At 39.9% G+C, this 12,834-nt stretch carries 13 protein-coding genes; 6 read left to right on the top strand and 7 right to left on the bottom strand.

Annotation, left to right across the window (positions count from 1 at the left end; all coding sequences use genetic code 11):
- Nucleotides 1-527: 527 nt before the first annotated feature.
- Both ANA7108_RS0123635 and glyA read right to left on the bottom strand, forming a co-directional pair.
- Nucleotides 528-1,778 carry a competence/damage-inducible protein A gene (locus ANA7108_RS0123635; protein ID WP_016953308.1) on the bottom strand — a complete coding sequence of 417 codons (1,251 nt, stop codon included), beginning with the start codon at nucleotides 1,776-1,778 and terminating at the stop codon, nucleotides 528-530.
- Between the two features lie 363 nt (nucleotides 1,779-2,141).
- Nucleotides 2,142-3,425, bottom strand: coding sequence for a serine hydroxymethyltransferase (gene glyA, locus ANA7108_RS0123640; protein ID WP_016953309.1), 1,284 nt, complete (start codon nucleotides 3,423-3,425; stop codon nucleotides 2,142-2,144).
- Nucleotides 3,426-3,825: 400 nt separating this feature from the next.
- Here glyA and ANA7108_RS0123645 point away from each other — a divergent pair, with 400 nt between their 5' ends.
- Nucleotides 3,826-4,023, top strand: a complete 198-nt coding sequence (locus tag ANA7108_RS0123645) for a hypothetical protein (protein ID WP_016953310.1) — start codon at nucleotides 3,826-3,828, stop codon at nucleotides 4,021-4,023.
- 82 nt (nucleotides 4,024-4,105) lie between these two features.
- Complete coding sequence (locus ANA7108_RS0123650; protein ID WP_016953311.1) at nucleotides 4,106-4,585, top strand: Tic20 family protein; 480 nt, start codon at nucleotides 4,106-4,108, stop codon at nucleotides 4,583-4,585.
- Between the two features lie 3 nt (nucleotides 4,586-4,588).
- Here the strand turns inward: ANA7108_RS0123650 and ANA7108_RS0123655 are convergent, their stop codons facing one another.
- Nucleotides 4,589-5,362, bottom strand: coding sequence for a fumarylacetoacetate hydrolase family protein (locus tag ANA7108_RS0123655; protein WP_016953312.1), 774 nt, complete (start codon nucleotides 5,360-5,362; stop codon nucleotides 4,589-4,591).
- A 178-nt stretch (nucleotides 5,363-5,540) separates the two neighbouring features.
- Here ANA7108_RS0123655 and rpsF point away from each other — a divergent pair, with 178 nt between their 5' ends.
- The gene (rpsF, locus tag ANA7108_RS0123660; RefSeq protein WP_016953313.1) at nucleotides 5,541-5,867 is read left to right on the top strand and encodes a 30S ribosomal protein S6; all 327 of its coding nucleotides are present in this window, start codon (nucleotides 5,541-5,543) and stop codon (nucleotides 5,865-5,867) included.
- 252 nt (nucleotides 5,868-6,119) lie between these two features.
- Nucleotides 6,120-6,680, top strand: coding sequence for an Npun_F5560 family protein (locus ANA7108_RS0123665; RefSeq protein WP_016953314.1), 561 nt, complete (start codon nucleotides 6,120-6,122; stop codon nucleotides 6,678-6,680).
- 251 nt (nucleotides 6,681-6,931) lie between these two features.
- Here the strand turns inward: ANA7108_RS0123665 and ANA7108_RS0123670 are convergent, their stop codons facing one another.
- Nucleotides 6,932-7,264 carry an STAS domain-containing protein gene (locus tag ANA7108_RS0123670; RefSeq protein ID WP_016953315.1) on the bottom strand — a complete coding sequence of 111 codons (333 nt, stop codon included), beginning with the start codon at nucleotides 7,262-7,264 and terminating at the stop codon, nucleotides 6,932-6,934.
- 365 nt (nucleotides 7,265-7,629) lie between these two features.
- Here ANA7108_RS0123670 and ANA7108_RS0123675 point away from each other — a divergent pair, with 365 nt between their 5' ends.
- Nucleotides 7,630-8,259 (top strand): DedA family protein, encoded by a 630-nt coding sequence (locus tag ANA7108_RS0123675; RefSeq protein WP_016953316.1) that lies wholly within the window; start codon nucleotides 7,630-7,632, stop codon nucleotides 8,257-8,259.
- Between the two features lie 216 nt (nucleotides 8,260-8,475).
- Here ANA7108_RS0123675 and ANA7108_RS0123685 read toward each other — a convergent pair whose 3' ends face one another.
- The gene (locus ANA7108_RS0123685) at nucleotides 8,476-9,681 is read right to left on the bottom strand and encodes an argininosuccinate synthase (RefSeq protein WP_016953318.1); all 1,206 of its coding nucleotides are present in this window, start codon (nucleotides 9,679-9,681) and stop codon (nucleotides 8,476-8,478) included.
- A gap of 254 nt (nucleotides 9,682-9,935) precedes the next feature.
- Between ANA7108_RS0123685 and ANA7108_RS0123690 the strand changes: the two genes are divergently transcribed.
- A complete protein-coding gene (locus tag ANA7108_RS0123690; RefSeq protein WP_016953319.1) occupies nucleotides 9,936-10,904 on the top strand; it encodes a glycosyltransferase family 2 protein in 969 nt (322 codons plus the stop codon).
- Between the two features lie 125 nt (nucleotides 10,905-11,029).
- Here ANA7108_RS0123690 and ANA7108_RS0123695 read toward each other — a convergent pair whose 3' ends face one another.
- Both ANA7108_RS0123695 and ANA7108_RS0123700 read right to left on the bottom strand, forming a co-directional pair.
- Nucleotides 11,030-11,986 (bottom strand): alcohol dehydrogenase catalytic domain-containing protein, encoded by a 957-nt coding sequence (locus tag ANA7108_RS0123695; RefSeq protein ID WP_016953320.1) that lies wholly within the window; start codon nucleotides 11,984-11,986, stop codon nucleotides 11,030-11,032.
- A 21-nt stretch (nucleotides 11,987-12,007) separates the two neighbouring features.
- The gene (locus ANA7108_RS0123700) at nucleotides 12,008-12,814 is read right to left on the bottom strand and encodes an inositol monophosphatase family protein (protein ID WP_016953321.1); all 807 of its coding nucleotides are present in this window, start codon (nucleotides 12,812-12,814) and stop codon (nucleotides 12,008-12,010) included.
- Between the last annotated feature and the right edge of the window lie 20 nt (nucleotides 12,815-12,834).

A 12,834-nucleotide genomic window follows, 5' to 3' on the forward strand; every position in this document is an offset into this window, starting at 1 on the left:
AAAATTTTGAAATCCTGAGTGATTGTTTATTGAATCTTTATTGTCTGTTATCAAACGCTTACATTATAAATGACAACAGGGTAAATATTCTTATGGAAATTATTTTTGTATTTAAAGTCGTCAGCAAAAAATTAAGTACTGTACTACATGGAAGTTTCCTTTTTAATCAGGTGTAATTGATTTAAACTATTACAACATAGCGGAAATAACTATCTAGTTGAAAAGCTTATACAGTAAGCTTTATTAATTTTTTGATCTTGGCTGCTTGCTGCTGTATTGCAATAGTATGGTCAGTCAAATACATAAGAGGTAATGATAAAAAAATACTGGACAAATAAACGGATCTGAAAAAAATCTTCATCTAATCTTCATAAATCCGTGATTCTATATATACAAGAACTCAAATCTATATAAAAGTTCCCGCGTATTATTTGTGCATCGTCTAACTCCTCAAACAAATTATCTGTAGGATTCACCCAATATGGAACTAGAACTTATTCGCACACTTTAAAGCCCTAAAAATTCCCCTACCTTGTCAACAACTTGCGTCGTAAATTATCCAACGCTGCATTTGCACTTACATGACGAATTAAAGACCGACCACGAATAGTTCCCAACCGATACTCAAAACTTTTCACCTCGGAGTCTGGTCCGGCTAAACCTACATACACCAAACCCACAGGCTTATCATCAGTTCCTCCAGTTGGACCGGCAATTCCGGTAATACTTAAACCCCAAGTAGTACCCAAGCGATTTTTTACCCCAATCGCCATTTGTTCTGCTACAGTTGCACTCACCGCCCCAAATTTATCTAAATCTGCGGAGTTAACCCCCAAAAGCCGAACCTTAACCGAATTATCATAAGAAATTACCCCACCCCAAAAGTAATCAGAACTACCGGAAATATCGGTCAACATTTGTCCTAATCCCCCACCTGTGCAAGATTCAGCTACCGAGAGAGTTTCCCCAGACTCCCGCAATAACTTACCCACCACAGAAGCCAAGTTATCATCATCAGCACCATAATAATCTAAGCCAGCAATCTCTATCAGTTGATGCTCAATTGGTGCAATCAAAGCTTCAGCAGCAGCTTCTGAACTGGCTTTTGCGGAAACTCGTAATCTTACCTCTCCCTTACCTGCATAGGTTGCTACTGTCGGGTTAAATAAATTTAGGTAGTCCGAGACTTTTTCCGCTAAAGTCGATTCTCCAATTCCCCAAAATCTTAAACTGCGGCTGTAAATAACTTCTGTACCCCAACCCTGACTTTTGAGAACAGGTACAGCAGTTTCTTGCCACATTGGGTAAAGTTCACTAGGAACACCGGGAAAAGTGAAAATAGTTAACCCTGGGCGGGGTTGCCAAATAATACCAGGTGCTGTACCTGTGGGATTGGGTAAAACTTTTGCACCTTGGGGAATTAAAGCTTGTTTGCGGTTGCTTGGAGACATCACCCGGCCACGTTGGGCAAATTTCTCAGTTATGTCTTCAATAATTTTTGGATCTTCTACTAAGGGAACACCAAAAAAATCAGCGATAGTTTCACAAGTCAGGTCATCAGGTGTGGGGCCAAGTCCACCGGTGAAAATCAGAATTTGCACCCGTGATGATGCTATTTCTATCACTTGCTTGAGTCTTTCTGGATTATCCCCAACTACGGTTTGATAATAATGGGGAATACCTAATTTTGCTAACTGCTGGGCTAGGTACTGAGCATTGCTGTTGAGGATATCACCTAGCAATAATTCAGTACCAACACAAATAATTTCTGCACTCATGGAATTTTAGATTTTAGATTTTAGATTTTAACCCAAGTTGCTAATAATGTAGTTGAAGTAGGAAAAAGATAATTGGTAAAGTTGCTAATTCAACTCTGTTGTCTTCCTGTCAAGAGTCATCCCTGACGGCAAGGAGAAGCGCCTACATGGGGGAAACCACAAGGGAATGGCTCCCCCTGCGCTGACTCACCTTTTCCCTAACTAACAACGGCGTTGCTGAATAAGGGGATGATTGAGGCTGACGCGGGGACACGGAAGGAGACGCGGTGATTATATATTGATGCAGATTCTCAAATCATCCCGCAATTATGCAACGCCCTAACAACTTACGTTTTTAGATGAAAATCCAAAATTTAAAATCATTTAGGCTAGAACTGGGACGGGAATTTCTAGATTTGGATACAATGGGAAGCGATCGCACAAGGCTGCTACCCGTTGCCGACATTCTACAGTCACTGTATCGGCATCTGGAGACAATAAGCGATCGCTAATAATGTTGCCAATTTCCGTAAATTCTGCCACACCTAATCCCCTTGTAGTCATCGCCGGAGATCCTAATCTTAAACCACTGGTAACGAAAGGTGACTGTGGATCAAAAGGAACTGTATTTTTGTTAGCAGTAATATTCACGGTGCTAACTAGTTGATCTGCTTTTTTACCTGTCATGCCGATAGACTGTAAATCTACTAACATTAAATGATTATCTGTGCCATTAGATACTAATTTAAATCCTCGTTTTTGTAATTGATTAGCCAAAGCACTAGCATTTTCAATTACTTGACCAGAATAGGTTGTAAACTCTGGCTTCAGTGCTTCACCAAAAGCTACTGCTTTACCAGCAATTACGTGTTCTAATGGTCCGCCTTGAGTTCCTGGAAAAACTGATTTATCGAGTTTCTTACCAAGTTCTGCATCACGGGTTAAAATTAAACCACCTCTTGGACCACGCAAAGTTTTGTGTGTTGTAGTTGTGACTACATCACAATAAGGTAAGGGATTAGGATGATGACCAGTGGCAACTAAACCAGCAATGTGAGCAATATCTGCTAATAGGTAAGCCCCAACTTCATCAGCAATGCTGCGGAATTTCTCAAAATCAATCACGCGGGGATAGGCAGAATAACCACAAATTAGCAGTTTAGGACGTTCTTTCAAAGCCAAGTCGCGGATTTGGTCGTAATCTAATTGTTCTGTTTGTTGACTCACGCCATAGTGACGGACTTGGAACCACTTACCCGACACATTCACTGGTGAACCGTGGGTGAGATGTCCCCCGTGAGATAAATCCATGCCCATGATTGTGTCTCCTGGTTCTAGTAGAGTCAGGAAAACTGCAAAATTGGCTTGTGCGCCAGAATGGGGTTGTACATTGGCATGAGCAGCACCAAATAGCTGTTTGGCACGGTCAATTGCTATTTGTTCAATTTTGTCAACAAACTCACAACCGCCATAATAACGCTTACCTGGCAAGCCTTCAGCATATTTATTTGTCAATACAGAACCTTGAGCCGCTAATACAGCCGCAGAGGTAAAGTTTTCACTGGCTATTAACTCTAAGTGGTCACGTTGACGCTGGAGTTCTTGATTAATTAATTCGCTAATTGTCGAATCTGAGAGTTTAAGCAAGTCTGAGTTGGTCTTATTCACGTTAAATATCCTTGTGCAGATGTGTGAAATTGTAGGTTTTGGTTGATAGCAGCATTGAAGTAACAGTCTGAATATAGCAATCCTAAATCATTTGGCATGAATCAAGGTTGATATTAGAATTGGTGTATTACTTTTCACTAAAAAACTAAATCTCTAGGATAGATAATATACAATAAAGTAGGGTGCAGTGAGCAAGTTTTTGCTATTATCCATATCAATGTTGTGCCTAAAAGATCGATTTAGGTGTCTTTCTTAGGGTTTTCTGCTAGAGAAAATCATGAGCGTGCAAAATATTTAGACCTTGGCTAGTCCATTGCATATTATCGTTGGATGTGTCTACTAAGTTTATCCTCCCCGAAGTTAAAAGTGGGTAGCAATGAGGATTTACAGGAGTGATAAGATGTTAGTAATTTTAATGGATGAACAAATACTTGCCCCTGAGCAGATTTGCCAGTCTTGTTTGCTTGCTAATGGCAGTGGTCAACCTCGATGGTATGGGGGTCAACTGCGTTGTGGTCAAGCGATTCGCCAATGTACTGAACAGCAACCAGAGCAGTATGAGTGTGTAATGGGTTTTAGGATTGCCAACATAAAATAATCTAAATTATCGAGTAAGATCAAGCAACTGCGTTATCCTAGGCTCAAATAGCTCTGAAAATTTAAGCACAGGAGAACGGAATATGTCTTTACGCGGTTCGACAACGGTTCCCGACCGAATTTTCGCTTCTTTACCTTATTTACTACCTCTGATTGAAAGTCTCATATTTGGCAGCTTTTTATTAAGACAGTTTCCAGTCCTAAATGTGCTATTATTACCGCTTATACCAATCAGGTTAGTTTACAACGGCTTAGGGCAAATAGGTCAAATCATAGTCTTTTTTGCTTTGTTCATATTGGTGGTGAGAAACGAAAAAATCAATCACTTCATTCGTTTCAACACAATGCAAGCAATACTTTTGGATATTGTGATATTTTTGTGTTCAATCCTATTCCAAATCCTTCAGCCGATTCCTGGTACTGGGTTTGCTATAGAAACATTAGCTAACACTATCTTTTTAGGTATAGTTGCATCTGTTGTTTATTCTGTATTCCAGTCTTTAAATGGCCGTTATGCAGAAATTCCAGCTATTTCTGATGCTGTTTATATGCAAGTGCGTTAGGAATTATCGGGTTACAACTGTATTTTCTAAGCGACCAATACCTTCTATTTCTACACGAATGCGATCGCCTATTTTTAAGGGGCCGACCCCAAAAGGCGTACCTGTTAGCACAACATCCCCAGGTAAGAGTGTCATTACTTGACTGATATAAGACACTAAAAAATCTGGGGAAAAAACCATCTGATCAATACAGGCAGATTGGACTGGATGAGGATTATCATTCAAAAACGTCTGTAATTTAGCGCCGGGGTTTAATTCGCGGACAATCCAAGGACCAAGAGGACAAAAAGTATCAAAACCTTTGGCTCTTGTCCATTGGGCATCTTTTTTTTGTAAATCCCTAGCTGTGACATCATTGGCGATGGTGTAACCCCAAATCTTAGTTTGGGCTTGTTCTGGTGTACAGTCACAAATGCGATCGCCAATCACTAACGCCAATTCGCCTTCATAGTCTACCTGTTGTGACTGATGAGGATACTTAATTTCGACTTCCGAACCGATGATAGATGTAGGCGGCTTGAGGAAAATCAGCGGTTCAACCGGTACGGGAGTTCCCATTTCGGCTGCATGATCTGCATAATTTTTGCCTACTGCCACAATTTTTGAAGGCGCACAGGGAGCCAGGATTTGGAATTTGTCCGGTTCCAAGATTAAATCCGTGGGTTGACCATCCAACCAAGGTGGAGCGTCTAGAACTTCCACATTGAAGGACAATTGCAGCAACCCATAATAAATTTGTCCTTCTTGACTTTTAACTCGCACATAGCGCTGCGCCATAACCTTGATTATTATCCTTAAAGATCCAAAAGTTGGCAGATTTGGCTAATGATTTAAATTGAAAACTGGTAAGATTATAGTTCCTTGTTGCTTATGTTTATTTTTATCAGTAGCATTTTATTATGTTTGTATAAAAATATCATAGCGGCCTTTTTGTCCATAAGGTGACTAAAAATATATGACCACAGTTTACGAAACAATGTACATCCTGCGTCCTGATTTGGGAGATGAGCAGGTAGATCAAGCAGTTACTAAATACCAGAATTTGCTGACTGAGCAAGGTGCTGAGAAGATCGAAATTCAAAACCGTGGGAAGCGCCGTCTTGCTTATGAAATCAACAGGCATCGTGATGGTATCTACATCCAATTTAACTACACAGCCCCTGCAACTGCGATCGCGCCTATGGAACGCGCTATGCGATTGAGTGAAGAAGTTATTCGCTATCTAACTATTAAGCAGGATGTCAAGGAAGAGGAACCTGAAACAGAGGCGGTAGCAGCTTAAACTTCTGCCTGGGGATTGAGTCTTTAAGGATTTTCCCCACAAAACGCTAAAGAATAAATATTCTTTGTAGGACAGGTATTTTGCCTGTCCTATCGCGTAATTCACTTTTAGGGAAATTTGTGTATTTTAACAGTTGTCAATTTCTCTTAAGTGCGATATGTTTTTCGTAAATTAATGCGGAAACTGTTTCTCCCATAGATACAAACTATAGAGTAGTATTATCGCAGTTATACCTAAGAGATGTAAGCCACTGTGAGCCAATCTGACACACCCAACAACCAAGTTTTATCTACTGAAGTATCGCAGTTGCGTCAAGAGTTGCAACTTCGAGATCAGTTAGTGCAACAGCTATCTCAAGAACTATTCCGACTAGTAAAGGGTAATACCAATTTTATCCCTCAACGGTCTGAGTCTGAGTGCGATTTGAGTCAATTAGAAGCCTTACGGGAGCAACTCCAAGCTGTTGAACAGCAAGTGACGTTCTACCAGGATGAAATTACATCTCGTGATGCCGAAATATACCAATTGCGACAGTCAGTCCAAGAACTAACTGATCGTAGTCGAATGTTGGAGCAAGTTGTGCAAGAACTGCCCCAAATTTATCGGCGTAAATTTGAGGAACGCATGACTCCAGTTAGAGATAAGGTGGCAATTCTCCAACGAGAAAATAGGCAACTACAGGCAGAACTACAAAGTGTGAGTTATCGGTTAGCACTAAAAACTCGTCACGCCAGTCACAGTGGTATTGATTTACCAAATTTCTCTACTACTATATCTGAACCAAGTAATATCTCCGCTCCCCAAAATGCTTAATATATTCTCTTTAACACCATCGCAGTCATACCAAATTAATCTGAAGCTGCATTGAATAAAGTTTTAAGGACAAATACCATAGATGCACACAGACAAATACACATAAGTTAATGGGTTTCATGATTCTGTGCAACCTGAGATTAAATTGGTATGAACAACGAAAAATAATCTCCGTGGCTTTAGCCCGGAGAGTGTTAAAATTTACTATTTTTTTCTGAAGAAAATTGAGATTGAGCTAGATAATACCAGATTTAAACCTTGACGCTAGAGAATATATCTTCGTAACTGCTAAATATCTCAAACACTGAATCTAAGTGCGTGAGTTCTAAAATCAATCTGACAGGGGCTTGCACGTTGCAAAGTACTAAGCGACAACCACTTTCACGCACTGCTTTCAGTCCTTGTACCAGGGGGACTAACCCAGAACTATCCATGAAATCAACTGCTGATAGATCGATAACCCACAGTTGTTGAGGCTGGGGATTAATTCTAGCCATTTGTTCGCTTAATGCCGTACCGCCGTCTAAATCTATGCTTCCTTGGGGTTTAAACAAAATAACTTGATGTTCTTGTGTAAGAGTCATGAATTTAAGTGTGTAGTTGAAACGCTATGAAAAAATTAGTTTTCATTAATACTGTTTTTAGTCAACAGTATATTTACTGACTTGATCCGATGGTTCGGGACTTACCGCAATTATAGTTGATCTAAATTGATCCAGTGTTTTTGTCGTATAATTTGTGATAGATTATCTCAATATAAGCATAAGAGCCTAGTAATTTCGGTAGCAAATTTATCTGTTACGAAATTTTTATAAAAAGTAAGAATTGTTATAATTTTTTGATAACCTAACGGAAAAAATATTTTTGAAGCAGCGTTTTGATTGACACCCTAACCAAAAACAAGCAAAGATATAGTAAAAGTAAAAATTTGTAAAGTCGGCGGTGTTGGATGTCTCTTGAGCTAATTTCACTAGAAAACATCCAAGAAATTGCCCGTAATTACGGTTATTGGGCAATTTTTTTAGGAATTTTGCTAGAGAATTTGGGCATTCCTCTTCCTGGTGAAACCGTGACTTTAGTAGGCGGTTTTCTGGCTGGCAGTGATGAACTAAATTACTGGCTGGTTCTCGGTGACGCTGTTGCAGGTGCTGTCATTGGCGGTAACTGCGGCTATTGGATTGGTAGAGTTGGTGGTTGGCCTTTCTTGCTACAAGTAGGAAAAATATTCCGCATATCTGAAGCACGACTACTGAGTATTAAAGAACAATTTAGTGAAAACGCTGCTAAAGCTGTATTTTTTGGGCGATTTTTTGCATTGCTAAGAATTTTTGCTGCACCACTTGCTGGTATTGCCGAAATGTCCTTTGGGAAGTTCTTGGTATACAACTTGGCCGGGGCATCTGCCTGGGCTAGTGTGATGGTGACTTTAGCTTTCTTTGCAGGCAAAATTATTTCCTTAGAACAATTAGTGACTTGGGTCAGCAAATTTGCAATTTTGGCGCTATTAATCTTAGTTGTTGTGATTGTTGTGCCTATTTGGTGGGAATCTCGCCAAATCAAACAGGAAACTGGGGAATAGGTAATTGGTGATAGGTAATTGGTAATGGGTAATTGGGGATTGGGGATTGGGGATTGGGGATTGGGGATTGGGGATTGGGGATTGGGAAGAGGTTATAAATAATTCTCTCCCCTGCACCCTGCACCCTGCACCCTGCACCCTGCACCCTGCACCCTGCACCCTGCACCCTGCACCCTGCACCCTGCACCCTGCACCCTGCACTGGTTAATTGTGAGTTTACTGATTCCTGGTGTGCTGCGCCCAAATGCGAGTTGGGAGTCCCCAGACGTAAATAAAGCCTTCTGCGGCTTTGTGATCAAATTGGTCTTCAGCGCCGTAGGTGGCTAAGTCTGGTGTGTAGAGGGAATTATCACTCCAACGGCCAACTATGGTGGCGTTACCTTTGAAAAGTTTTAACCGCACCACACCAGAAACTCGTTCTTGTGTTTGTTGAATAAAGGCATCTAATGCGGCTTTAAGTGGGCTGTACCAAAGTCCGTTGTATACCAATTTGGTGTAGGTATCTTCAATACCCCGCTTGTATTGACTGACATCGGCAGTTAAAGTGAGACTTTCTAAGTCACGGTGGGCGTTAATAAGAACTACCATTGCGGGTGATTCGTAAATTTCCCGGGATTTGATGCCTACTAAGCGGTTTTCAATCATGTCAATCCGCCCAATCCCATGATTACCAACGATTTTATTGAGTTGTTCAATTAACTCAACTGGGTTTTTGGATGTACCATTGATTGTAGTAGGAAGCCCTTTTTGGAAGCCAATTTCTAGATATTCCGGCTCGTTAGGAGTATCAGCTATAGCTTTGGTCATTTCATAGATTTCTTCTGGTGGTTCGTTGGCTGGATCTTCCAACGTACCAGCCTCAATACTACGACCAAGCAAGTTTTTATCTATACTGTAGGGGGAAGATTTTTTGACTGGTGTAGGAATTCCAAATTGCTCACCATAGGCGATGGTTTCTTCCCGACTCATTCCCCATTCTCTAGCTGGTGCTAGTATCTTTAGATTGGGATTTAGGGCTGTACAGGAAACATCAAAGCGTACTTGGTCATTACCTTTGCCAGTACAACCGTGAGCGATCGCATCCGCACCATATTTTGCTGCCGCTTCTACTAAGATTTTAGCAATCAACGGCCGAGCTAGTGCTGTTCCTAAAGGATAACGATTTTCATAGAGGGCGTTGGCTTGAATCGCGGGAAATGCGTAATCTTTAATGAAGATATCTTTAACATCTGCTACCAGCGATTCACTTGCACCCGATTTCAGGGCTTTTTCTCGAACTGGTTCTAATTCATCTCCCTGGCCTAAATCTGCTGCTAGGGTAATTACCTCTTCTACTCCCCACTCTTGCTTTAAGTAGGGAATGCAAACTGAAGTATCTACTCCACCAGAATATGCCAGAACAACCTTTTTGGCGCGACCCATTAGTTTCTCCACTTAGGAAAACAAAGAATGAGTCATTATTATATCTGACTTGCCTAGCGTATATTTTCTTATGCAACGGTAATCTAATTAAAAATTAAAAATTAAAAATTAAAAATCCTGACCCCATAAGCTGTTTATTGATTTAAAGAATAGATTATCCGTACAAATATGGTATCTTACAATTCAGATCAGGTCACTTAAACAGGTGTTTTTTTCAGAAACCGTGACTTTGTTATATTTGTCTTATTCTAAATATGGGCAATAGTGTTTTGGGCAAAACTGTGTTTTTTAGTATTGTAATTCCAACTTATAATCGCTTGCCAATTTTGCAAAAGTGTCTCCGTGCTTTGGAAATGCAGAAGTTAAGCAACGAAAATCATATCCAAGGTTATGAGGTTGTGTTGGTAGATGATGGTTCTACTGATGGTACTTTGGAGTGGTTAGCAGTACACAAAGATGAGTTTCCTCATGTGCGCTGTTTTGAACAAGATCATGCTGGGGCTGCTGCTGCGCGAAATTTGGGGGTTGAAAAAGCAGAAGGTGACACAATTATTTTTATTGATAGTGATTTAGTGGTTTTGCCTAAGTTTTTACAAGCTCATACAAATGCTTTAGTACAGGGAAGGGAGAAATTAGGAAACGACAGTTTTTTTACTTACGGTGCTGTAATTAATACTTGTAATTTTGAAAATCCTACTGCTGAACCTTATAAAATCACAGATTTTTCTGCTGCTTTTTTTGCTACGGGTAATGTGGCTATTCCCAAACATTGGTTAGAAGCAGCGGGTTTATTTGATAATAGTTTTCAACTTTATGGTTGGGAAGATTTAGAATTAGGCGTAAGGTTAAAAAAATTAGGTTTGCAATTAATTAAATGTCCTGAAGCCGTTGGTTATCATTGGCATCCACCTTTTAGTTTACAGCAAATTCCTAAATTAATTGATCAGGAAATTCAAAGAGGAAGGATGGGCGTTTTGTTTTATCAAAAGCATCCCACATGGGAAGTAAAGATGATGATTCAAATGACTTGGTTTCATCGGTTACTATGGGGAATTCTTTCTGTAAATGGGTTTTTAAATGAAAGAACTATGGCTCCGTTTTTGCAATGGTTGATTAATATTGGTAAGCCACAGTTGGCTTTGGAAATTGCGCGGATTTTCTTGAATTGGTATAATGTGAAGGGTGTTTATGCTGCTTATGAGGAGATGCAGGATAATTCGTAATGCTCCCTTCGGGAGAGCTACGCTAACGTAATTCGTAATTAAATCAGTGATAGTTTTCTCACGCAAAGGAGCATGGGAGATTTAAAATAATCATATACATCTGTGAATCCTGATTCTGACAATAATTACGAATTCATTTCTAACAACACTTTTAAAACCCCTTTGGTTTTGGCTTTTTCAAAAGCCTCTAAACCTTGAGAAAGGGGATAATGGGCATGAATTAAAGATTGAATATCTACCTTTCCTGTCGCTAACAATTCCAACGCTGGAATAAAGGGACCGCAACGAGAACCAATTAGAGTAATTTCATCTACCACCAAAGCAGAAGCATCTAAACTGAGATTTCCCGAATATGTACTTTTTAAGATTAATGTCCCACGAGGACGTAAAGCCCGACGAGCAGTAGTAAAACCTTCGGGATTTCCTGTACAATCAACGGAGATATCAAAATATTTATCGGTTACAGCATCAGCTAAACCGGTTTTAATTCCTCTCGCTGCTAAATTTACTAATTTATCTTTATGTCTTCCTACTACTAATAACTCACAACCTGTTAAAGCTAAAGTTTGAGCTATTAATTGTCCTAATTTACCATCTCCTACTACTAAAACTCGGTCATCTTTACATATTTGCACTTGTTGTTGAATTTCCAAAGCTGCGGCTATAGGTTCGGTAAAAGTTGCAGCTTCTGTGGAAACATTTTCCGGGACAAGATGCAAATTTTTAATAGGTAAAGATAAATATTCTGCAAAAGCACCATGACGATTAACAATACCTAAAACTGTGCGATTTTCGCAATGAGTTGATTGTCCCCGACGACAAAATCGACAATAACCACAAGCAGCGTTAATTTCACCTACGACTCTTTGATTAATTAAATTATCTGCACCTTTTTCCACAACACCAACAAATTCATGGCCGATAATGCCAGTATAGGGATAATAACCTTTAATTAATTCTAAGTCAGTATTACAAATCCCCGCCCGCAAAACCCGCACTAAAGCCTCTCCCGGTGGTGGTTTGGGAATGGGAATATCGGTGCGTAATTGTAATTGATTATTTTCTAGCCAAAGTCCTTTCATAATTTTGTCAGTAGTCAGTTGTTAAAATTTCACACCTTCTAAAAATGGTGTAAATATTGGAATTACATCTGAATTACTGACAACCATGGTCGGAAAAGAGCGATCGCTATAATCCATTCCGGGCGATAATGGAAAAGGCTCAGAATTCAGAGATACCCACGTACCTCCAGCAGCTTGCACAATTACCCAAGCACCTGCAATATCCCATACCTTTGGTGTAGCTTCAACTCCTCCCAAAACCGCACCAGTAGCGACTGTGAGAAAGTTATAACTAGCAACCCCTAACATCCGCAGTTTACAGGGAAAGCCGGGTTGAATAATGGCGGTACTGCGAGAACAAAGGTTAAAGAAGTGGTTTTTGCTCGGAGCATCATTACTTGTATGAATGGGATGATTATTTAAAAATGCTCCCGTTGGCGTTGTTAAGCCTGATGAACCCGCCCAAAATCCGTGAAAGGCTTGATTTAATGGTGGCGCGTAAACATAGCCAAAAATGGGCGTTCCTCGATAAAGCAGACCCAGAGAAATCGACCAAATCGGAATTCCTCTAGTAAAATTGGTTGTACCATCCAAAGGATCAATTACCCAACACCATTCTTTATCAGGAAAAGTTAGATCACTTTCTTCGCTCAAAATGCCATAACCTGAGAAAGTAGAAACAATGGCATCTCGAATTTCTTGATCTGCCCATTTATCTGATTTTGTTACTAAACTACCATCAGCTTTTTGAGAAGCTTGAACTTTCCCAAATTCCTGCATTAATTGCTTTCCCACTCTAGTCGTAGTGGTTTCTGCAAAGTCTAAAATTGTATCCCAAAAATCGTTCATTTTTATTAGTTAGGGAATAG

The sequence above is a fragment of the Anabaena sp. PCC 7108 genome, from assembly GCF_000332135.1.
Lineage (GTDB): Bacteria > Cyanobacteriota > Cyanobacteriia > Cyanobacteriales > Nostocaceae > Anabaena.

Coding starts and splice junctions, on each gene's coding strand:
- ANA7108_RS0123650 (WP_016953311.1), top strand. CDS start 4,106: ATGTCTTTACGCGGTTCGACAACGGTTCCCGACCGAATTTTCGCTTCT.
- rpsF (WP_016953313.1), top strand. CDS start 5,541: ATGACCACAGTTTACGAAACAATGTACATCCTGCGTCCTGATTTGGGA.
- ANA7108_RS0123695 (WP_016953320.1), bottom strand. CDS start 11,986: ATGAAAGGACTTTGGCTAGAAAATAATCAATTACAATTACGCACCGAT.
- ANA7108_RS0123645 (WP_016953310.1), top strand. CDS start 3,826: ATGTTAGTAATTTTAATGGATGAACAAATACTTGCCCCTGAGCAGATT.
- ANA7108_RS0123685 (WP_016953318.1), bottom strand. CDS start 9,681: ATGGGTCGCGCCAAAAAGGTTGTTCTGGCATATTCTGGTGGAGTAGAT.
- ANA7108_RS0123700 (WP_016953321.1), bottom strand. CDS start 12,814: ATGAACGATTTTTGGGATACAATTTTAGACTTTGCAGAAACCACTACG.
- ANA7108_RS0123635 (WP_016953308.1), bottom strand. CDS start 1,778: ATGAGTGCAGAAATTATTTGTGTTGGTACTGAATTATTGCTAGGTGAT.
- ANA7108_RS0123670 (WP_016953315.1), bottom strand. CDS start 7,264: ATGACTCTTACACAAGAACATCAAGTTATTTTGTTTAAACCCCAAGGA.
- ANA7108_RS0123690 (WP_016953319.1), top strand. CDS start 9,936: ATGGGCAATAGTGTTTTGGGCAAAACTGTGTTTTTTAGTATTGTAATT.
- ANA7108_RS0123675 (WP_016953316.1), top strand. CDS start 7,630: ATGTCTCTTGAGCTAATTTCACTAGAAAACATCCAAGAAATTGCCCGT.
- ANA7108_RS0123655 (WP_016953312.1), bottom strand. CDS start 5,362: ATGGCGCAGCGCTATGTGCGAGTTAAAAGTCAAGAAGGACAAATTTAT.